Source organism: Anabaena sp. UHCC 0451 (genome assembly GCF_034931405.1).
Lineage (GTDB): Bacteria > Cyanobacteriota > Cyanobacteriia > Cyanobacteriales > Nostocaceae > RDYJ01.
Genome location: NZ_JAYGHA010000025.1, coordinates 62,245 through 84,068 on the forward strand (window position 1 = coordinate 62,245; position 21,824 = coordinate 84,068).

Sequence of the window (21,824 nt, forward strand, 5' to 3'; positions counted from 1 at the left end):
AGTTCCCAGTTCCCAGTCCCCAATCATAAAGAACAAGGTATTTGTAAAGCCTGTCTCAATAAAGTCTCATATTCTTTATTACTGATGGGATAAGCGCCAAATCTCTCTAAATGAGGATTCATCATTTGTGCATCAAATAGTAAAAATTTCCTTTGGCGCAATCTTTCTACTAACTTGACCATTGCTACCTTAGAACCTTCGGGAATGTTGTAAAACATCGATTCACCAATAAAAGCACCACCAATCACAATCCCTAAAATTCCCCCAGCCAGTTTATCACCTTGCCACGTTTCAAAACTATAAGCATAACCAGTTTGGTAAAGTAGCCAGTAAATTTTTTGTAATTCTGGAGAAATCCAAGTAGTTTCCCGGTTAGCGCATCCAGCAACCACACCCAGGAAGTCCCGGTTAATCGCTACTGTAAACCTTTCTTGGTTGAGAACTCGTTGTAATGACTTGGGGTAGCGAAATCTTTCATCTAAGGGAATCAAAGTATGATCCTTACTTCCATACCATCCCAGGCGATTATACTCATCAGCCATGAGAAAATAGCCTTGGGCATAACCCCGAATAATAGCAGCAACATCATATTCCATAGTTCAGCTAACAATCACAATAAGCCTCAGAGAAACGCAAGTTGCTGTTATAGCAATGATCAGGATGGTTAAAAAGGAGATCAAGTGATGATGAAACTCAGACTAAAACAGGGTTTCATTTCTGACTCCTGACTCCTGACTCCTGACTCTTGGTTCTTCTGAGATTACTTTGGTACACAAAATCTATTTAATATATACAAACATGACTCAGCCAATTCCACCCATTACCCTACCACCATCTGAAAATCCTCAGCTAGAAGGCGAATGGTTGCAAAAATGCCTACTGCTATGGCTGGATACAGAATTTCTTCCCGAAGTAGTTAATCAAAAAATTGCCCAACGTGCAGCGCAGATTTTTATGAGACAACGGATGGAAGGAGAAAATGATTTAGGATCTCTGGTAATTGCCATTGTCACAGAGATGCAAGCATTTGATTTTTCTAAAAGCTTTTATGGAGAGTTTGCGATCGCCAACGCCGTTAGCGATCTACTCTTAGATAGTCTGGGAATTGATCATTGTTGTGGTCAATAATAATTTGGTCATTAGTCATTAGTCATCGGTCATTATACTTTTGACTTTTGACTTTTGACTTCCGCGAAGCGGTTGACCACTAACTACCAGCTAGACTTGACCACGCCAGGTAATAAACCTTGGTGCGCCCATTCCCGGAGAACGTTCCGAGATAGTCCAAAATCACGGTAAACGGCTCTAGGGCGACCTGTTACCCAGCAGCGGTTTCGGCGACGGTTTGGCGCACTGTTACGGGGTAGTTGTTGAATTTTACGGTGAATTTCTAGCTTATCTAGGGGAGATTCTGCTGATCTAAATTCTTCTAACAGAGCTTCCCGCTTGACAGCATACTTTTCCACCAACTTGGCGCGTTTCTTCTCGCGCTCAATCATACTCTTTTTGGCCATAAAATCCCTAATGTACTAAAAGGCAGTGTTTCCTATTCTACTATAGTCACAAGAAGTTGAGAACATCATTTATTTACTTTACTCATGCACTATGGGAAAGGGAGTAACTTAAAATCATCAAATTACTGAGGCGTAAACGCTTCAACTGGCTTTCAACCCTACTATCAAGCACGGATAAGTTTTTCCGCCAATCTCCAAAACTTAACCTCAAGGGTTTTCAGCCTTTTTCCTGATAATTTTCATATCTTAACCCGGACTATAGCTCAAGGTAATTGAATTAATAACTAATATAATATCCAATAGAAAATGCTTATGAAAATTTCGGCTGTTAAGTTTTTCCTAACTTCTCTGTGGTTAATATTTGGCTTTTTAGCTACAAATTTCAATAATACCAGTAGGGTTTTAGCGGAAGCACCCCCGGAATTTTCTCATGTCATTAATGGTCAAAAAATTACTGTCAATAAATCTGAGTTTGGGGTGAGAATAGTTGATTCTCAGGGTAAGGCTAATTTTTTCCCCACAACTAAAATACCACTCAAAAAAGGTGATGCTTATGGTTGGCGAATTCAACTGCAAAATTACCGGGGTAAAGTCAAATGGCGGGAAGTTCTAAGTTTACCAAAAACTCCAGAAACTTGGGCTACACAGGAGAAAGATGAGAATTTTTCCTTATCTGCGGATGGAAGGACAGCTACAACAACGCGCACGCAAACATCTACAAATGGTGTGATTGAAAATTTTTGGCAGATAGCTCCTGGTGATCCTCTTGGTAAACATAAAATAGAGGTTTATATTGATGATCACATAATTGCAATTTTTGAATTTGAAACCGTAGAATTTTAGATTCAGGAGGGGCGAACGGCCGTTCGCCCGTACAAAAGTCAGAATTAAAATTGTTTCTGACTCCCTGGTGGAATGTCTGCGACTTCGCTTTTATTCTTCGTCTAATTCCAGTTCTTCTTCTTCTTCTTCTTCTCCATGTGCTTTAGATACAGCAGAGTTAGCAGAAACTACAGCCCCTTTATCTAGCTTTTCACGCACCTGTTCTTCAATTTTGGCAGCAAATTCTGGTTTTTCTTCTAGATATTTGATGGCGTTGTCTCGACCTTGGGAAATGTTATCACCGTTGTAACTGTACCAAGCACCTTTACGCAGGAGGATACCTGTTTCTTCTGCTAAGTCAACTAAACAACCAAGGGTAGAAACTCCCTTCCCAAAGATAATGTCAAATTCGGCAATTCTAAAAGGCGGTGCTACTTTATTTTTGGCTACCTTCACCTTCACGCGATTACCAAATTCATCTGTGCCTTTTTTCAAAGTTTGAATCCGGCGAATATCCAAACGCACGGAAGCGTAAAATTTCAACGCATTACCGCCCGTTGTGGTTTCTGGACTACCGTAGGTGACACCGATTTTTTGCCGCAATTGGTTAATAAAAATTACTGTGCAACCAGATTTACCTATGTTACCTGTAATTTTACGTAAAGCTTGGCTCATTAACCGGGCTTGTAAACCAACGTGGATATCACCCATATCGCCTTCAATTTCGGCACGGGGTACTAGTGCTGCTACGGAGTCAATGACGACAATATCAACTGCGGCAGAACGCACCAGTTGATCAACAATTTCTAAACCTGCTTCACCTGTGTCAGGTTGGGAAACAAGTAAATTGTCAATATCTACACCTAGTGCGGCAGCGTAAGTAGGATCTAGGGCGTGTTCAGCATCAACGAAGGCCGCAATACCACCGCTTTTTTGCACTTCTGCGATCGCATGAAGTGCTACTGTAGTTTTACCAGAACTTTCCGGTCCATAAATCTCAATTACCCTTCCCTTGGGTAAACCACCACCTAAAGCTAAATCCAAAGTCAGCGCCCCAGTGGAAATTGTCTCTACACGCATCCGGGTAGCGTCACCCAAACGCATGATTGCTCCTTTACCAAAGCTGCGCTCAATCTGGTTGAGTACCATCGTTAGTGCTTTTTGCTTGCCAGTATCTGCTGTGTTGGTTGCCATTAGAGCCTCTAAATATAGAATTTAAGAAAGTTTGCGTTGGGAGTTTGACTAGAACAGATATACTATTTTAACCGGAAAATGCGCGATTGGTAATTTTTTGGGAAAAAGTCGTAGGGGCGAAGCATTCGGGCTATAAATTATCGGTTTTTTCCCAGGTTTATCTTCCGAATGCTTCGCCCTTACAGGAGTGATAAATTATCGGTTTTTTCCCAGGTTTATCTTCCGAATGCTTCGCCCCTACAGGAGTCAGGAGAAAGATAAATATTTCCTGTTTCCCCAATCACCAATCACCAATCACCAGTCACCAGTCACCAGTCCCCAATCACCAATCAGCAATTTAATACTGAGGAACAGAAGAATCTACTTCTTGACTCCAGGCATTAATTCCACCTTTGACATTTGTTCCCACAATACCCGCTTCCTTGAGGATAGCAAGAGCTTTGGCAGAACGTCCGCCCATCTTACAATGAGCTATCAAGCGGTGTCCGTTGAGTAGTTCTTTTACCTGAGTAACACCATCACCATTTTCAATATCTGGTAAAGGTACTAAAACCGAACCAGGAATTTTCGCAATTTCATACTCATGGGGGTTACGTACATCCAACAGTACAAAATCTTTTGCATCACTATCTAGTAATGCTTTCAATTCCGTAACGGTCATTTCTTGAATTTCCATCTGCTGTTTTGCTTCTTCTGCTTTTGCTTGGGGAATACCACAGAATTCTTCGTAGTCTATGAGTTTTTCGATGACTGGACGAATGGGGTTAGGACGTAATTTCAACTCTCGGAATTTCATATCCAAAGCATTGTATAGTAACAAGCGTCCGCTGAGGGTGTTACCGTTACCAAGAATAATTTTGACAGTTTCCGTTGCTTGAATAATACCGATCATCCCTGGTAAAATTCCCAGTACACCACCTTCTGCACAAGAGGGAACCATTCCTGGTGGTGGTGGTTCGGGATACAAGTCACGATAGTTAGGACCACCTTCGTAGTTAAATACGGTTGCTTGTCCTTCAAAACGGAAAATAGAACCGTAAACGTTCGGTTTGTCTAATAATACGCAAGCGTCGTTAACTAAATACCGAGTGGGGAAGTTGTCAGTTCCATCCACGACGATATCGTAAGGACGAACGATATCTAAGGCGTTTTCCGAACTTATGCGAGTTTCGTATAAATCAACCTGACAATGGGGGTTAATTTCATGAATGCGGTTTTTTGCTGATTCTATTTTCGGTTTACCTACCCAGGATGTACCGTGAATAACTTGACGTTGCAAATTGGAAGTATCCACCACATCAAAATCAACAATACCGATGCGGCCAATACCTGCTGCTGCTAAATATAACAGCAATGGTGAACCTAGTCCACCTGTACCTATACATAATACACTGGCAGCTTTGAGGCGTTTTTGTCCTTCTAGCCCCACTTCTGGCAAGATTAAATGGCGGGAGTAGCGTTCGTAGTCGTCTTTCGTTAACTGAATTTCATCCAGATTAGGATTTAGCATAAGAGGAAGATGCAGAATCTCAGAGTATTAATGTTAACTCAAAGTTGCTAAGTTTATAAGTTCTATTTTTTTGGGTGGCTGGTTGGGGGGATTATATCACATTGGGGGCTGGGAAGGTGGCGATCGCCTACGGCACTGGCGATAGCGTAGCGTGGCGTTAGCCATAGCCAATCGCACTTCTTGGGATTGAATGATTTTATTTCACGCAGAGGCGCAGAGGCGCAGAGAGATGAGAGTATTTCATTTTTAATAGTTTTGATGTGTGCTAACTAATGTAAATAATTATCACAAATTTAGTAATTTAGTAAAAATGTTGCTGTTGTGACATGAAATGTATTAGTATAATTTTCGTATTTTTAATTTTTAGTTGTTTTCTCTGAAAAAAATTAAATTTTGACTAAATTTGGTTTTACGTTCAAAAAAGCGCCAGGATTAATTTAAGTCAGCAATTAGCAGGAAATAAAATATGAGTGGCAGAAAAACTTTTAACGTGACTGCTGGTATTTCTACTGAATCACAACCGGGTTTATTCGATGGGATAACTTCGGCAGTACAAGCTTACCAAGAACGCAAGCGTCAAGAAAGAGAAGCTGCGATCAGAAAAGAGCAAGATATACAACAAAAAATTGCCCAAATTCGTTCTGGTGCTGCTAGTAAAAAGATTGTTGTTCAACAACCTCAACAGGTTAAATTTAATATCACAAATGTGACAATAGATTCCGATATCAAGCAAGCTTTATCTCAAGATGCACAAAGACAGGTGCAGAACTTGAAGATACAATTACCGAGTATTAATTCAGAATATCAAACTTTAGTAGATCAACAATTATTAGATGCTGTCAGTGTCCAACAAGCTATACACAAAACAGAAATAGCATTACAGAGTAATAATCTAACGGAGGCACAAACATATTTGCAAGTATTAGATGATGCTCGTATTCAAGTAACTCAGCAGATGAAAACCGAGTGGATAGCACAGCTTGAATTTATACAATCAAGATTAGGAAATTTACAGCCTCGTCTTCCTCATAGTATTACTCAACAATTACAAACCAAAATTAATGGTATGTGTAATAGTTGGCAGAGTCTTAGGGATGCAGATATAACAACTTTACATCAAGAAATTAGTACCTACGAATCGCAAGCAGAACAAATTCAAACTGCGGCTGAGAATTTGGTCGCATCTTGGCAGCAAGTTGGTTATATTGCCCAAATTGCAGAAATTAATGATGGTGATCTAGTTATTGAAGTCGAAACCCATGAAGGTGTAAATACCCAAATGCGGATACAGTTTGATGGTCAACAAATAGATTTAGCTGGTCCTCATGATGAAGAGGGTGAGTCTTCCTGTGCTAGTCGTACTTTTGATGTGATTGAACTGTTCCAACAGCAAGGTTATCAGGTGGAATGGACCGAATGGAATGGTGAACCGGTTGATCAAGAATGGCGAAATGTGGATATGGGGATTATTTCAGTAAAAACAACTATAGAGCCTGATTTTAATAATACAACTGAACGACGCTCTGAAAGTATCGGCGATTAGAAATCACTGCTACACAGGCAAAACCCACCTGCGTGGGTTCCAACTCCTAATTTAAAGATGGTAAATTATGACACAACCTCTATTACTAAATATAGCCAGTTGGTTGCCTCGTTCTTCTGCCAATGGTCCAGGAACTCGAATGGTGATTTGGGTGCAAGGTTGTCCTTTTCGGTGTCCAGGTTGTCAAAATCCCGACTATTTGGAATTTAAGTTAAATCAGGTGGTGACTGTAGAGGAAATTTGGCAAAAATTCCAACAAATGCCAGATTTAGCGGGGATTTCTATTTCTGGTGGTGAACCCTTCGCTCAAGCGGTGGCTTTGGCAGATTTAGCGCGTCGAGTCCAAACCGTAGGTAAAACAGTAGTTTGTTGGACAGGGTATCAATTAGAACAACTGCAATCAGGTAATATTCCCGGTAGTCAAGGGTTACTAAATCATATAGATTTATTATTGGATGGCTTATTTATACAACAGCAAATTAGTAATCAACCACTAAGAGGTTCAAATAATCAAAAACTGCATTTTTTATCAGGGGGAATTTTAGAGACTGATTTGGTGAATATACCGCGTCAGGAGTGGGTATTAGGTTCAGAAACATTAACTTATACGGGGTTTCCTGTGGAATACAAGCAAGTTGATCAGGGTGGGGTATAAAATAGATGAGTATTGTCGTGATAGGCGATCGCGCAACTGGCAAAACCAGCATGGTGCGAGCATTAGCGGAAAATGGCAAATATGTACAAATCTCAGATGGTAATATCCTAGCCAGAGATTTATACAATCCAGATACTAAAGAAATAGCTGGTACAGATCAATTAAAAACCAGAACATTAAGCATGGAGGTAGACTTACCTGCAACAGGTATCAGACAACTAAATATTTTATGGATTGATACCCCTGGAGAGTTTTGGAGTAACCCCCAACAAAGAAAAGATTTTCCTGCTGCTTGGCAAGCAATGGAAGATAAAGTTAAACAAAGTAAGGCTGTAATTTTAATATTACCTCCCCATCAAAGTCTTGTATCTAGCACTCGGATAAATCTGGCTGCTAATCATCTGCAACCAGTGAATCCTTTACCTAATGCTGATCAATGGGTGAATCGTTTACAGAACTGGTTAGAGTTTTTTGAACAACATTGTAAACGAGTCAAACACATAATTATTGCTCTCCATAAAGCCGATTTATTTTGTGATGTGGAAGCAGAAGGAAAGACTTGGAGATATAGACCGGATAGAGGAGGTGCTGCACCTTGGTATGAATATAGTGATCATGTAGTTGACGCATATTTTGGGGTAGCAAATCAAGTAATTCGTAAATACAAAAGTACAGAAATTGGTTCTCGGACAAACTTCTTTATTACTAGTACCGAAAGTCAAGAATTACTAGAATTGCCTTGGCTTTATCTTGCTCCTTATCTGATTTATACCTAATTCATGAAAAAAATATTATGACTCAAAGTATAATCCTGAAAAAACAACAAGCAACTGGCAATGATATTAGAATCATTGGCTCGCGTAAATCCGGCAAAACCACTTATTTAGCTTCATTATTGCGGCTACCCGATGAATTAAAAAGACAATTTCCGGGTTTAAAAATTACCCCAACTTCTGATGATGCAGAAGAACTTATTGCTGCGGCACAGAATATTTTAGAAAAGGGAGCAGTTTTTCCAGGTACAGATATTGGTGATGAACCATATTTTTCTTTTCAAATTGAAATTCCCTCTAGTAGAAATTCACCAGGAATAACATTAAATCTAAACGTTAAAGATTACGCAGGAGAAACATTTGAATGTGCAGCTACACCTCACCAATCATCTGATTTTGAAGAGTATTTAGAAGATTGGTTAAGTGCCCAAAGTTGGATGATTATGCTCACAGATTGGGAAGCTACCAATGATAAAAAAATCTATGCACCTGCTTTAAATAAACTCCTGACAGAATTATCTGAACAAGCTGGTGTGAATGAAACTTTCAAGAAATTGAGAGTCGCAGTAGTAATTAGTAAATGTGAACGAGGAGAACTTTGGCCTTGTCGTTTAGATGCTGAAGAAGATTTATTTAAAGTTAGATTAAAGGAAACCTATAAAGTTTTGAAAGAAAAATTACCACCTTCCAGATTGCGGTTTTTTGCCTGTTCTTCCTTTGGTGTTATGGCGGATAGCTATGGACAACATGATCCTCGTCCTAATCGTTATATACCCGATGATGGCAGTTCTGCGGAGTTTATTGCCCATTTACGAGATGTGGATGCTTGGAAACCCTTCGGTTTAATTTCCCCACTTTATTGGTTAAGCACAGGGAGGGTATTTCATGACGAACGCCTCTAATATTCCCTTAGACATCGCTGGAAATCAGGATTTTCGGGTTATTGGTCCCCGTCGTTCTGGCAAAACAGCTTTTATGGCCGCCTTAGCTCGTTGGCCAAATGCTAAATCAGACAGTCCGATTCTTTCTGTTGATCCCTATAATGACGAAGCCGGGGAATTAATTAATATAGCTCAGGACATTTTAGAAGATGGCAAAGAGTTAGCAGGTACACAATATGGTAATGATGCAGAAGATCAACCTACCTACTCTTTACTAATTACCTTAAAAGCTAAATTTTTCAATCATCCTCTTCCAGCATTAAAAAACCAACCTATCAGACTGCGGGTATCCTGTCGGGAATATTCAGGAGAACTGATTAAAGAATTACGAAATATTGCCAACCCTGGATCACATTTAGTTAGTTATTTAGATGATTGTGCCACAGCATCGGGCTTATTGATCCTGATTGATAGCACTGCTACCAAAACATCTGATAAAGAATATGCTCAAGCCTTAGAGTATTTGCAAAGAGAATTAAATGAACGATTAAGTATTAATACTGGAGGATTACAAAACTACCGCATAGCTGTGGTATTTACTAAATGTGAACAACCTCCAGCTTCAGGTTATTGGCAGAATATAGACACTTTCCTGGGTTTGAAATTTCCCAATGTTAAAACTACATTAAACAAATGGCGTAATAATTGGGGATGTTCTACAAATTACTTTTTTTGTTCTACTTTTGGCACAAAAGGAACACCACCAAAACCAAACTTCAAGAAGAAAAATAGAGATAGCGGTGGAACTTATGGAGTAATTGATAAACCAGGAGTATGGCGGCCTTTAGGTTTAGTTGCGCCCTTGTATTGGTTAGCAACGGGTAAGGAAGATAATCAATTAAGAGATATTAATTAGGAAAAATTGAGGAGAAGATAAAATGACAGGTATTCCCATTTACCAATTTTGTAGAGCATTTGATAACGTCCGTAAGTCAGATGTATATGGATTCTATGTATCTGGTGGTTATGCTTTTGAGAAAATCACTCGTTGGAATAAAGAAGTTCCTGAAGAGATTCGTCAAGCAGTAATTAATGGTTCTTTTGCTTTGAATGATAATTATCCACCAGAGGAAGATGATTTTGCTCTTATTGCTAGAGAAATAGATGATAAATACTCGGTTTTAGCAGTTGCTAATAGACAACTAGATGATGGTGGTCGTCCTACTATTGGATATAAATATTTTTGGTTAGACAAATCACGATTATCTCAATATGTTGATGGTATTGGAACTTTAATATATTGGTGGGATGAGCAAAAACAGCCTAAATTTGATATGGCTGAATTAGTTGAACAATCAGCACCAGAAATATTTTACTGTGGACAAGAAGTTCAGAAAAGAAATTTTCAAGAACCTTGGTTAAAAGAAACTTGGGCAACAGTAGAAAAACTACCAAGTATTCCTCATACAGTTATAGTTACAAAACAGGAGTGGAAAGGATTACCTGAATACATAAAACTACACTATTTAGCATTAGGTCTTAGTCTTCGTACTACTTTTAAAAATGCTTGTGCTTGGGCTTGGAATGTGAATAAAATAGCATTTCCAGAGAATTTTTTAGCTATCTTTTACGCTACTCCAGAGGATATACCTAAGAATCTTCGTAAATTTTCCTTATCTCCATTATATTTACCATCACCACAAACACATAATCCTCATAATTCAGATCCTAATTCTAATAATAGTGCTATTACAGCAACTACACAAAATACATCTCCACTTGCAAAAAATCCTGGTCAAATAGCACCAGACAAAAAGATTAGAAAGTGTTTAACAGATATAGCAACCATATTTACTAATCAATGTAGATTAGATACCACAAAAACTAACGACCTATTTGGATATTTAAAAGATTACCCAGATGAAGACTGGTCTAATTTTATAGATAAAACTACTCTGAATGCACCTTCTGGTAATGAAAATTATAAAGAATTAATATATCTGATTGCTCCTAATCATATATCATCTCAAAAATGGCTATTAAAAATGGTTGCATCATTGGAGATGGAAACTAAACAAGCATCTCTTTTTGAAGATTTTAGAAATAAAACAATAAATTTATTAGGTTTATCTGAAGATAATAATCAACCAACTATTCCAGAGTTTCAACGAATTTTGTTAGAAGCTAGTTCTAATTATGATGTTCAAGTCAGTCAGAAACTAGAAAATTCTATATATTTTGGGATTTCTTTTTTGTTGGAAAAAGTAACGAATCCAGATCAAAGGACTGATGTAGAAAAAATTAAATACTTATTAATTCAATCGCAAACTATCTGGAGCGATAGTTTTAAACTATATGCAAAACTTGTTGCCGCAAATATTTTGTATGAAGATAATGATAACAACAAAAAATATCAATCAATCATAGATTTTTCACAACAAATTATCGAAATTTTAGAAAAAATAAAAAATACTAATCATAAAAATCAACACTATAGAGACTATCACGCTTTGGCTCAAATATTTCGTGAAATAGAACAAAAAGATTTATCAGAACTGTTTTATCGCATGAGTGGAAATAGCGGAAATCAGATTCCTCAAGATGTTCGTACTGGTCTTTCCAACGAAATTAGATCAAGAATCTTTGGTGTACCAAATCAAACAATGTTTGGACAAGTATCTTCCACTCCATCAAGTCATAATGATCATAATGATAGAGGAGATGGTGGGGCCAAAGCTATATTCGGATTTTTATTTTTTTTAGCTGGTAATATCATTTTTTTTACCTCTATTACACACTGGCCAAAACTGATTATACCTCGTGTATTAACATATTTAATATTCACAATTAGTGCTATTGTATTAACAGGTAATCCATTCAAAATAAGGAATGTCAATATACAAGCTGCTTTGAGTTTTATATATCTTTTTGTAGCAGTTGCATTTTTAGTAGGAAGTTTTGACATCCAAGCAATATCAAAAAACCAAATTTGTTCAAATGTAAATTTGATGGAAAGTTATGAAAATTTTGAAAAATGCTATAAATCTACTCAAGAAACACAACAACTTAAAATTATGAATGCTTTTGTTCCCAATGACCCAGAAAATAAATTTGCGAAAGACCAAGCTAAATTAGCTAATAAATATATTTCAGAAAGCACTGACAGAGAGATGTTTGATGAAAGGAAGAAAAAATTAGAATTCTGTAAATCAACAAAATATACTTTTTATGGTGAATGTGTAACAGCTAAGGATAGAGATTTTACCAGTTACTAAATCACTGAAAACATAAGATAAATAACCCATGAACACCATTCCCCTGAGAACCAGCTTTTATACATTATGCGGCATAGTTTCCGCCTTAATAGGCTGGAGTATTAGTCAAATAATCTGGCAAGAAATAGGTACTTATTTAACGCCATTTATTCCCCAAGGATTTAATCTTCCTCCCTACATAATCTTATTAGTAATTGTCACCCCCTGCATAGCCAGTGGAATGATAATTGCAGAAATTTTTATCAGTAACCCTACCCGTTATAAAGCTAATTGGCGAGTCCTTTCTCGCACATCCTTAAAAAAAGTATTTCTTGTTGGCGCATTTCTCGGTTTAGTCCTGAGCATTTTCAACTGGATGCTATTAGCAAGTAACTGGTCAGGAGGTTTTGTCAGAATCATTTCTTGGATAATTATTGGTGCTTTTGCTGGTTTAGCAGAAAGTATTAGTTGGAGTTGGCGAAGTATTGAAGGAACAGGTAATAGAGTCATTCAACGCATTATTCAAAGTACAGGATTTGGTGCAGGTGCAGGATTTTTCGCTGCTAGTTTTTGTGAAGGTGTCAACAGAGCATTAGGTCAATATCAAGAACCCTTTGGTTTTTTCTTATTTGGTGCTTTATTAGGACTAGCTTTGAGTTTTTTCGCTACCCCTAGTTATCAAGTAGCATTGAGAGCAGGAACAGGTTTTGAAGCTAAAAAGAAACCCCGGAGTCGAAAAGCTGCAAATACTCAAATCAAAACTATTCATACCAGTCCAACACAAATACTTCGACCAGCTTTAAATAATCAATCTTTAAAATTTATTCCCGATGATGATTACAAACATATTGAAGAAGGTATTTCTATTCAATTACCAGTAAAAACCAAGAAACCTATAATTATTGGTTCTGGTGATGATGCAGATATTTATATCCCTCATTTACCAGAAAGATGTGCGTCTTTACAGGTTAATTCTGGTACAGTAATTATTCGTTCTTTAGCTGAAGATGCTGTACGTATTCAGCAGAGAATTTTAGCAGAAAGTAAAACTACCACTCTTAAACATAACCAAATTTTGACACTTTACCATGAACACGATGAAGAAAAATTCTACAGATTCATTTTCTATAATCGTCTCCTTGACCCCCAAGCTTAAATTATTAATTGTTGCTTTTTTACTGGGATTTTTACCTTTACCAGTTCTTGCTAGTTCTAAAATTGAAGTATCTCCCCGTCCTACAGATGGTGATATTGTCAATTTAAAAGTTAACGTAGTTAATAATGATAATATCCCCATTGAAGGTCTACAAACATCTGATTTTAAAATAGAAACAGCCAGAATTATCGCTAAAAGTCAAGGTACTCCTATTAATCTTCAATTCTCAGAAATTAATAGATTGAAATTAATTCCACCAGGAGAACAATTAACTTCAGATCCCGCTTATGTTGTCATTCTTTTAGATATGAGTGGGAGTATGAAAGTTGAAGACGCTAGTAGAGTTAAAAAAATAGATGGTGCTATTCGAGCGATTCAAGGATTTATTAATTTAGTGCGGGAGAAAAATTTACCTGTACATATTTCCTTAATACCATTTGGAGAATCAAATAAAGCTCAAGACAATTATGAAGTCAACCAAGAAATTATTGCTAGTAATTTATTACCTGCAAATTCACCAGAATTAGATAAAAGAGTAGCTGATTTAGCATCTTCTTCAACTAATGCAGGAACTAATTTATATGACCCTTTAAAAGAAGCAGTACAGTATTTAGGTAACAACTCCCAGGAGTTTACCAGAAAAGCAAATGCTAACCGGAATTTAAATGATAATGAAAAACCAATTCCTCCCAAATTAGCTGTAATTTTACTATCTGATGGTTATCACAATAGTAATCGAGCTACAGAAAATGAACAATTTGAGAAGTTAGAAAAAGTCTTTCAAGAATATCCTACAGTGAGGGTTTACACTTTAGGTTATGGAGAGTCTTTAAGAGAATTAAGAAACCGCGCTGAAAATTGTAATATTCCTTATAGTTTATTAGATCGAAAAGAAGCAGTTGATTTAATTCAAAAGTGTAAACTTCCATCGGGTGACATATTCAACTATATTGTTGATCAACCAAGATTAAAACAAATTGCCGAATTAACGGGAGGTATTAGCAAATTTCCTCAAGATGCTAATGAAGCGGTAAATAGTTTAGAAACTTTTTTTAAAGCATTACGAGAATACGAACTGCAATATAAACAACTAAATGCTATACCAGGAGAAGAATATCAAGTACAAGTTAGCATTAATTCTTCTAGCAGACAATTAAATATGAATGCTGAACCTGTAAAGATTAGAATGCCTAATATATCATTTTATAAACTACCTTTAATTCCAGATCGGTTAATTATCTTAATTTTAACTTTAGGGCTTTTAGGTGGTGGTTTATGGTGGTTTAAGGGTTGGAGTAAACAACTAAAAGATGAAGCTGAACGTTGGATTTAGGATATTCAAAAAAGATCCCCGACTTCTGATATTAAATTATCATTTATTTACAAGATAAAAATAGAAGTCGGGGATCTGAGTATTGTGACTTAAGTTGGGTTGCGCTTTGCTTAACCCAACCTACGAAAACGGGTTAATTAGTGGGGAATTTGGCTAATAATTCCTCACGAGACAACTGAGATAAATTGAGTAATAAATCAGTTCTTTCTGTGAGGGAAAGTTCCATAATAGGAGTGACAACAGCAGATAATTCTTCATCTAAATTACCAAAACGTGCTGTTAGTAAACTCACTACTATTAACCGCAGTCCTTCTTCCAGTCCTTCTTGTCTTCCCGTTTGCAGTCCTTCTTCACGCCATTCTTCCCGTTGTTTGAGATATGCTGGTGATAAAGTCATAATTAACTCCCTATCTTCATCGGTGATATTAGTGTTAATCTCTATATTTTTACGCCAAGATGCTAAAATTTCCAGTAGATAATTACGCTGGTTTTCTGTGGAAACTTCAACTAATTCTTGTACTGCTTGTTTCTGGGTTTCTCCATTACCTAACACCCTTAACCATAGTGTATCCTGATTTTTGGGTAATTGGTTAATTGCCACAATGGCGGTTTTATGCGATTCTCCTAAAAAATAAACTCCTGTTTCCCAATCATCTTTTAGTGTAGCTCTAAATCCATCTAGCTTATTTTTTGAGCAAGTTGGTGTTAAAATCCATAAAAAAGGAAACTCGTTTTCCATTATCCGGCGATTTTCTCTTTTTGCTTGTCTAAACAATTCTTCATGAAAGCTGTATAATTTTGACATACAACTTCTAATTGTCACTTCATTAGGAGGATTACGAAAAGGTTCAAATAAACAGCTTGTAACTGCCATTTTTGCTAATAATCCTAAATCAGAAGTTACAGGTTGTGATTGATGGGGAACAAATAAAATATCAATTTCCCTAACTTCACTTTTTACATCTTTACCAATTTCTATTTCTCCTAAAGATTCATTAATCGTAAGGGCGAAGCATTCGGACAGAATATCAATGGTTTCAGCGATAGGTTATCACCCGAATGCTTCGCCCCTACAAGGGAAAAACAGATTACCTAGCATTACTGAATCGACGCTCTAGGTATTCTTTCGCAAATTGATCATGTGCTTCTCTAGTCATACAAATCCATCATTAATAATAGTGTTTTCATGATGTCTGAATATACTTTAGTTATCAGAATACCACAAGCAGGAAATAAAGAAATTAGCTACTCTATTAATTTGAGTGGATTACATGAAAGCTATCCTGAAGATTATTTTCGACAAGAAAATCATCGTTTTCTGATTAGTCAAACTATTGAACAACAGTCAGCAAGAAAGGTTGATGTAGGAAATTTATCTTTAATAGTTTCTAGCTGGATTTCTGATATTAAAGTTGGTCGTCATCGAACTATAGTTACTCTAGATTTACCATTAGATTCAACTATTGCATTAGAATCTGTTGTTATTCCCAATCAAACTATTACTGCACCAGCTAAACAACCATTAGCATCTTCGACATCTGTAGTTAAACCTGCGAAAACTCCTAATACTATTATTCAAAATTCAACTAAAACTAATCCTGCGGAAACACCAGCAGAAAAGCCAAAAACTTCATCTCCAGATATTCGTGCAGATAGCAATAAAGCTGATTTTTAAATAAAATAAAAAAAAGGAATTTTAAAAATATGAAACCTGAGTTACCATACAATAAATGTCAGCAAGAATTACAGGATTTATTAAAGTCTCGTTATCCGTTAATTTTCTTGAGAACATCAGAAGAAAGTCGCGCTATTCGTTGTGTCATTGATGCTCATTTAGCAATTCTCAATACTGAAGATATTCAAGATGGAGAGTTAGCGCAGTGGAGTAGTACGGAAGGTTTTCAACAAAGATTAGAAATACCAACATCTGTAAATCAAGCAGAATGGAAAAGATTGGGTAATGCACTTGATAAAAATGGTAATCAGATTTTACAATCTTTGGAGATTTTACAAAGTCATTTACAAGAACAAGTTGGTAAAAATATCAACCGACAACATACTTATTTATTGCCAGATTGGTGTGTTTTATTGCGTCCTGATGATTATTTGATAGCAAGAAGATTAAAAGAATTAATAGTAGCAATAGATCAAAAAAGACCTTTAGTAAGAATGTCTTTAATTATCATGGGTGCAGATTGGACTATTCCCACGATTCTGCGGAACATGGTACATATTATAGATTTACCTTTACCTGTGGAAGAAGAACTGTATGATAATGTTTTCAGTGTGGCTGTAGAAAAATATGGTTTAACAGAAGCAGATGCTTGGAGATTAGCAGAACAAGCTCAAGGAATGCCTTTACAAGCTGCAATTCAATCTGCTAAATTATCAACATCTCGCAATTTGTGGATCGATCCAGAAGCTGCTGGACAACTATTATTAGAAGCCAAAAAACAGGAAATTAGAAAAACTGGAGTTTTAGAATATTATGCTCCCTCTGGACAAGGTTTGAGAGATGTGGGAGGATTAACTAAAGTTAAAGAATGGATCTATAGTCGAGAGTCTTGGTTTGCTCAAGATGGACAGCCAGAATTACGTCCTCGTGCTATTTTACTAGAAGGTTTTCCTGGTTGTGGTAAAACATTTATTGCTAGAGCGATCGCCCAAGAATGGCACGTACCACAGATTAATTTTGAAATTGCTCGTTTACAATCACGCTGGGTAGGAGAATCCGAAAGTAACACTTTTCAAGCACTCAGAGCTATAGAAGCATCAGCACCAAATATCCTATTTATGGATGAAATTGAAAAGGCTTTTGCAGGTGTGGGAGGTGATAGTTCAGGAGTGAGTACCAGACAGTTTGGGACATTTTTATCCTGGTTAAATGATCATGAATATCCGATTTTTTTCATCGCTACTTCTAATGATAGAGAAAAATTGCCTCCCGAATTATTTCGTGCTGGAAGATTTGATGAAATTTTCATAGTTATGCCACCTAACACAGAGGAAAGATATCAAATTTTGCAAAAACGAACTAATGTTTATAAATTACCACCAACTCCATCCTCAACCTTAGAATATTTAGTAGATAAAACCGCAGGATATTCAGGTGCAGAATTAGATAAATTAGTCCGAGAATCTATATATTTAGCTGGGTATGGTAACATCCCAACAAAAACTGATTGGGAAAATGCTTTATTACAAATTAGTCCTCAATATCGTACTCCCAATATGCAACAATTGTTGCGGAAATATTTAAATTTATTAGCAGGTGGTGGTGGTAAACCTGCATCGGAATTAGAGATAGGTTTTTTAGACAATCTAATTATTGAATCAAAGCAGGAATGAAGGGCAAAACGTAAGAATTCAGGTAAGGTAATAAACAAAGTTAAAAAAATAATCCCCACAGATGGGCGTGGGGAATAAAAAACACAGCTTAGATAAGAAATGCTGAGACAATAGCAACAAAAACGCTATCTACTGCTCAAAAATCCAATCAATACTATTCCCAGGATAATCGATCCACCACCGAGTACAAATGACCAAAAGCGATGATAGCTGTTGACAATTGTGCCACTTTCGCCTTCTAGTTGAATTAAATCCATCCAGGGCATTATACCGCGACGGAACCAACCAGCAGTTCTCACTTGTTGGCCTAGCAAGCTTTGTACCCGTTTCATACCAAATAAGAAATTACCAATGGGTCCAAAACGAGAAGCATAATGTAAATAAAGCATTCCGCTAGGATCTTGGAGTTTGAGGTCAGAACCAAATTTATAACCGGAGTCACCACGGCCAATTAATTCCCCTTGTAGCATGGCTGGTTGTCCCCGTAAAGGACTAGCATAGGGGTCTGACATTAAAGTAAGGATGTCTGTGGGTGCAGCTTTGGAATAGTCGGGGAACATAACAAAGGCTTTAACTAAAATTCCCATTCCTAAACCAATAAATGGCGCACCAATTATTAAACCGGGGTTGCTGGAAGTGGACAACATGAATACGCCGATAATTAAACCCAGGAAGAAACCGATAGTTTCTGCACCGTAAAGGACGACATCTAAGAAGAAGTTGCCATAAAGTTTGCTTTTGTTGAGGGTTTTACCTTCACCTATGACTTTTCCCATGTCAAACTCTGTGGGTAAACCCAGTTGTTCGGCGTAGGTGCTAAGGGCGCGGACTCGTTTACCTGTGAGGGGATGGGTTGAGTTTAATTCCATCCACCAACCCCAAGGGTTAAACATATCCCATAAAAAGACGCGACCAATTTTTTGCGGGTCGGAGGCGATGCGATAAGCTGTACCTGTGGAAGCTGCGGCTTTGTGGTCATAAATGCCTAAAGCGCGAGTTCCTTCAATTAAACGGCTGGGTTCTTGGGAACGTGAACCTTCTTCAACGATGCCATAGGCAATTTTCACTAAGGCGCGAGAAAGTCCGTTAGGGTTGCCTGTGGTTTCCGCTGCAAAGTGGTCTGCAAAGTATTCTCTGGTGCGAGAGAGATATAAAAGTAGGTAAGTACCGATAATATAAAAGATGTAAGCAACCATACTGGCTGTTTGCAAAGCATCTTTGAGTTTGTTATCTCCACCACCACGGGTAAATCTTCTGGCTGTGCTGTAAACTAAGTAGCAAATCTGCACTAAGGTAGAAGCTACTGTCATTACGGCAAAGTCCCAATGGACGATGTGACCTAATTCGTGGGCGTAAACAGTAGCAACTTCATCATCATCTAAATAGGTGAAAAGTCCTTGGCTGACCACTAACCGCGCACTGTTTGGTAAAGAACCGTAAGTAAAAGCCGTGGGGTTTTGGTCGTCTATTATTCCCAGTCTGGGAGTTGTGATATTTTTTTGTTGACAAACTTCGCGAATGATCTTTCCTGTTTCTGGACTGAGGTGTTCAATTTCTGCTAAGTTTACCCAACGAGTTTGGTAAAGCCAGCTTTGGCTTAAGTCCATTAGGAAGGGAGAAAGGAAAAAAGCGGCTAGATTGAATACTAAAGTAATACCAATGGCGATCGCTAAACCGGTCACAGGATCACTACTATTGGTAATCAAAACTAGGCTTAATCCTAATACAAAAACCATGCCAAATAGTAAGGCAATGGTAACACCAGATGCTAAGGCTAAACTACCACCTACGCCACCCATAGCCAAGTGCATACCTACGGTCGCAGCCCGTCCCGCTTTTGGCATTTTAGACTGGGCTGATGAGAATAATGGCCTGTCTTGTTCTGCCCATTCTCTCACCTGTTGGTTGTCACTATTGATTAACTTTTGCCAGATAATTCTAGCTTGTTCAGTTTCACCTGTTTTTTGATAAGCTTTCATCAGCCACATTTGGGCTGTTAGATAATCTGGAGAATTCAGTTCTAGAGAATTTTCGGAAAATTCCTCTAGGATATACACTGCTTCTTGATAGCGTCCCTGTTGAAAGGCATCTAAGCCTGATTGCAATGACATGATGATTTCCCTGATCAAAAGGGTGTTATTTTGTAAGAATTCAGGAGCCAGGAGTCAGGAGTCAGAATATTTGATAAATCGGTAAATTATCAAAGAATGATGTTTGACGTAACCGTTAAAAAGCTGACTACTGACAGATTATAGCTAAATTTTTACATTCTTTTTATCTATGAATACTCAATAAGTACAGGATTTGTCATCATTAGTTCGCAAAAGTTAAAGAAGAAGGGAACAGGAGGAGATGGGGAGATGGGGAGATGGGGAGATGGGGAGGTGATGTTTACCAATGACTAATGACTAATGACTAATAACTAATATTAAGATTGTTATATTGTAAATTTATTTTTGTGATGACTACTTTACAAGTTGCTGTTCCGTTAATTGAAATTGCTCAAAAAACCCGTTTAGCTGCTAGTAAGTTGGGTGTACTTTCCACTGAGGAAAAAAATCAAGCTATTAATGCGATCGCTCAAGCTTTAGAATCAGCAAAAGAAGAAATTATACAGGCAAATGTAGCTGATTGTCAAGCGGCTATGGCGGAAGGTATCGCTAAACCTCTTTATAAACGTTTACAGTTAGATGAACATAAATTAAGGGATGCGATCGCTGGTGTGCGTGATGTTGGTAAATTAGATGATCCTGTTGGTAAGGTACAAATTCACCGAGAAATTGATTCTGGTTTAATTCTCAAACGTATTACCTGTCCTTTGGGCGTTTTAGGTATTATTTTTGAAGCCCGTCCTGAAGCTGCAATTCAAATTGTTTCTTTAGCAATTAAATCAGGTAATGGTGTCATTCTCAAAGGTGGAAAAGAGGCTTTACGTTCTTGTGAAGCGATAGTTAAAGCCATTAAACAAGGATTATCTCAAACCTCTATTAATCCTGATGCAGTACAATTGCTAACAACCAGATCAGAAATTTTAGAACTCTTAAAATTAGATAAATATGTAGATTTAATTATTCCTAGAGGTTCTAATTCTTTTGTGAGATTTGTCCAAGAAAATACTCGCATTCCAGTATTAGGTCATGCTGATGGAATTTGTCATCTTTATGTAGACCAAGCGGCTGATTTTCATAAAGCAATTAATATTACTGTAGATTCTAAAACTCAATATCCAGCAGCTTGTAATGCTATTGAAACTTTATTAGTTCACAGTAGTATTGCGGCTGAGTTTTTACCAAAAGTTGCTGAAGCTTTAGCGGTGCAGAATGTAGAATTAAGAGGTGATAAACGCACTTTAGAAATTTTACCTAATCTTGATTTAGCAACAGAAACAGACTGGGAAACAGAGTACAGCGATTTGATTTTAGCTATGAAAATTGTTGATTCTTTAGAAGAAGCAATAAATCATATTCATGAATATGGATCTCGTCATACAGAAGCAATTGTGACAGAAGATTTAACAGCAGCAGAAACTTTTCAAGCGTTAGTAAATGCAGCGGGAGTTTATCATAATTGTTCCACTCGTTTTGCTGATGGTTTCCGTTATGGTTTTGGTGCAGAAGTGGGAATTAGTACCCAACAAATGCCACCTCGCGGACCTGTTGGTTTAGAAGGTTTAGTAACATATAAATATCAAATGTGTGGTGATGGTCATATTGTGAGTAGCTACACAGGTGCAAATGCTAAATCATTTACTCATCGAAATTTAGGATCATCTTAGAATCTAATAATTAGATCCCCGACTTCTTTTTTAATCTTGTCAATAAAGATAAGTTGATTTCCAAAA

The 21,824-nt window shown here is 37.3% G+C and carries 19 protein-coding genes; 13 read left to right on the top strand and 6 right to left on the bottom strand.

Features of this window, described 5'->3' with window-relative positions; genetic code table 11:
- Window positions 1-23 precede the first annotated feature (23 nt).
- Complete coding sequence (gene aat / locus VB694_RS17635) at window positions 24-596, bottom strand: leucyl/phenylalanyl-tRNA--protein transferase (protein WP_323361635.1); 573 nt, start codon at window positions 594-596, stop codon at window positions 24-26.
- A 202-nt stretch (window positions 597-798) separates the two neighbouring features.
- Here aat and VB694_RS17640 point away from each other — a divergent pair, with 202 nt between their 5' ends.
- Window positions 799-1,128, top strand: a complete 330-nt coding sequence (locus tag VB694_RS17640; protein WP_323361636.1) for a hypothetical protein — start codon at window positions 799-801, stop codon at window positions 1,126-1,128.
- A gap of 83 nt (window positions 1,129-1,211) precedes the next feature.
- Here VB694_RS17640 and rpsN read toward each other — a convergent pair whose 3' ends face one another.
- A complete protein-coding gene (rpsN, locus tag VB694_RS17645) occupies window positions 1,212-1,514 on the bottom strand; it encodes a 30S ribosomal protein S14 (protein ID WP_323361637.1) in 303 nt (100 codons plus the stop codon).
- A gap of 312 nt (window positions 1,515-1,826) precedes the next feature.
- Here rpsN and VB694_RS17650 point away from each other — a divergent pair, with 312 nt between their 5' ends.
- Entirely contained in the window at window positions 1,827-2,357 is a 531-nt protein-coding gene (locus VB694_RS17650; RefSeq protein WP_323361638.1) for a hypothetical protein, read from the top strand.
- A gap of 90 nt (window positions 2,358-2,447) precedes the next feature.
- On the opposite strand, the gene recA is transcribed toward VB694_RS17650, so the two are convergent.
- Together recA and moeB are read right to left on the bottom strand one after the other, a co-directional pair.
- Window positions 2,448-3,530, bottom strand: a complete 1,083-nt coding sequence (recA, locus tag VB694_RS17655; RefSeq protein WP_323361639.1) for a recombinase RecA — start codon at window positions 3,528-3,530, stop codon at window positions 2,448-2,450.
- A gap of 337 nt (window positions 3,531-3,867) precedes the next feature.
- Window positions 3,868-5,040 (bottom strand): molybdopterin-synthase adenylyltransferase MoeB, encoded by a 1,173-nt coding sequence (moeB, locus tag VB694_RS17660; protein ID WP_323361640.1) that lies wholly within the window; start codon window positions 5,038-5,040, stop codon window positions 3,868-3,870.
- Window positions 5,041-5,506: 466 nt separating this feature from the next.
- Here moeB and VB694_RS17665 point away from each other — a divergent pair, with 466 nt between their 5' ends.
- The 8 genes from VB694_RS17665 to VB694_RS17700 all read left to right on the top strand — a co-directional run bounded on the left by VB694_RS17665 (window position 5,507) and on the right by VB694_RS17700 (window position 14,635).
- On the top strand, window positions 5,507-6,583 hold the full coding sequence (locus VB694_RS17665) for a hypothetical protein (protein ID WP_323361641.1): 1,077 nt from the start codon (window positions 5,507-5,509) through the stop codon (window positions 6,581-6,583).
- A gap of 67 nt (window positions 6,584-6,650) precedes the next feature.
- On the top strand, window positions 6,651-7,238 hold the full coding sequence (locus tag VB694_RS17670) for a 4Fe-4S single cluster domain-containing protein (RefSeq protein WP_323361642.1): 588 nt from the start codon (window positions 6,651-6,653) through the stop codon (window positions 7,236-7,238).
- A 5-nt stretch (window positions 7,239-7,243) separates the two neighbouring features.
- The gene (locus VB694_RS17675; RefSeq protein WP_323361643.1) at window positions 7,244-8,014 is read left to right on the top strand and encodes a GTPase domain-containing protein; all 771 of its coding nucleotides are present in this window, start codon (window positions 7,244-7,246) and stop codon (window positions 8,012-8,014) included.
- A gap of 17 nt (window positions 8,015-8,031) precedes the next feature.
- Window positions 8,032-8,913 (top strand): hypothetical protein, encoded by an 882-nt coding sequence (locus VB694_RS17680; protein WP_323361644.1) that lies wholly within the window; start codon window positions 8,032-8,034, stop codon window positions 8,911-8,913.
- Window positions 8,897-9,808, top strand: coding sequence for a hypothetical protein (locus tag VB694_RS17685; RefSeq protein ID WP_323361645.1), 912 nt, complete (start codon window positions 8,897-8,899; stop codon window positions 9,806-9,808). The genes VB694_RS17680 and VB694_RS17685 overlap by 17 nt, the downstream gene beginning before the upstream one ends.
- 22 nt (window positions 9,809-9,830) lie before the next feature.
- The gene (locus VB694_RS17690; protein WP_323361646.1) at window positions 9,831-12,167 is read left to right on the top strand and encodes a hypothetical protein; all 2,337 of its coding nucleotides are present in this window, start codon (window positions 9,831-9,833) and stop codon (window positions 12,165-12,167) included.
- A 28-nt stretch (window positions 12,168-12,195) separates the two neighbouring features.
- The gene (locus VB694_RS17695) at window positions 12,196-13,302 is read left to right on the top strand and encodes a hypothetical protein (RefSeq protein ID WP_323361647.1); all 1,107 of its coding nucleotides are present in this window, start codon (window positions 12,196-12,198) and stop codon (window positions 13,300-13,302) included.
- Window positions 13,235-14,635 carry a vWA domain-containing protein gene (locus VB694_RS17700; RefSeq protein ID WP_323361648.1) on the top strand — a complete coding sequence of 467 codons (1,401 nt, stop codon included), beginning with the start codon at window positions 13,235-13,237 and terminating at the stop codon, window positions 14,633-14,635. Before VB694_RS17695 ends, VB694_RS17700 begins: the two co-directional genes overlap by 68 nt.
- A gap of 133 nt (window positions 14,636-14,768) precedes the next feature.
- Here VB694_RS17700 and VB694_RS17705 read toward each other — a convergent pair whose 3' ends face one another.
- On the bottom strand, window positions 14,769-15,509 hold the full coding sequence (locus VB694_RS17705) for a hypothetical protein (protein WP_323361649.1): 741 nt from the start codon (window positions 15,507-15,509) through the stop codon (window positions 14,769-14,771).
- A 312-nt stretch (window positions 15,510-15,821) separates the two neighbouring features.
- Between VB694_RS17705 and VB694_RS17710 the strand changes: the two genes are divergently transcribed.
- Both VB694_RS17710 and VB694_RS17715 read left to right on the top strand, forming a co-directional pair.
- Window positions 15,822-16,310, top strand: coding sequence for a hypothetical protein (locus VB694_RS17710; protein ID WP_323361650.1), 489 nt, complete (start codon window positions 15,822-15,824; stop codon window positions 16,308-16,310).
- 29 nt (window positions 16,311-16,339) lie between these two features.
- Window positions 16,340-17,983, top strand: a complete 1,644-nt coding sequence (locus VB694_RS17715) for an AAA family ATPase (protein WP_323361651.1) — start codon at window positions 16,340-16,342, stop codon at window positions 17,981-17,983.
- 125 nt (window positions 17,984-18,108) lie between these two features.
- Here VB694_RS17715 and VB694_RS17720 read toward each other — a convergent pair whose 3' ends face one another.
- Window positions 18,109-20,094 (bottom strand): zinc metalloprotease HtpX, encoded by a 1,986-nt coding sequence (locus VB694_RS17720; protein ID WP_323361652.1) that lies wholly within the window; start codon window positions 20,092-20,094, stop codon window positions 18,109-18,111.
- Between the two features lie 350 nt (window positions 20,095-20,444).
- Between VB694_RS17720 and VB694_RS17725 the strand changes: the two genes are divergently transcribed.
- Window positions 20,445-21,758 carry a glutamate-5-semialdehyde dehydrogenase gene (locus tag VB694_RS17725; protein ID WP_323361657.1) on the top strand — a complete coding sequence of 438 codons (1,314 nt, stop codon included), beginning with the start codon at window positions 20,445-20,447 and terminating at the stop codon, window positions 21,756-21,758.
- Window positions 21,759-21,824: the final 66 nt, after the last annotated feature.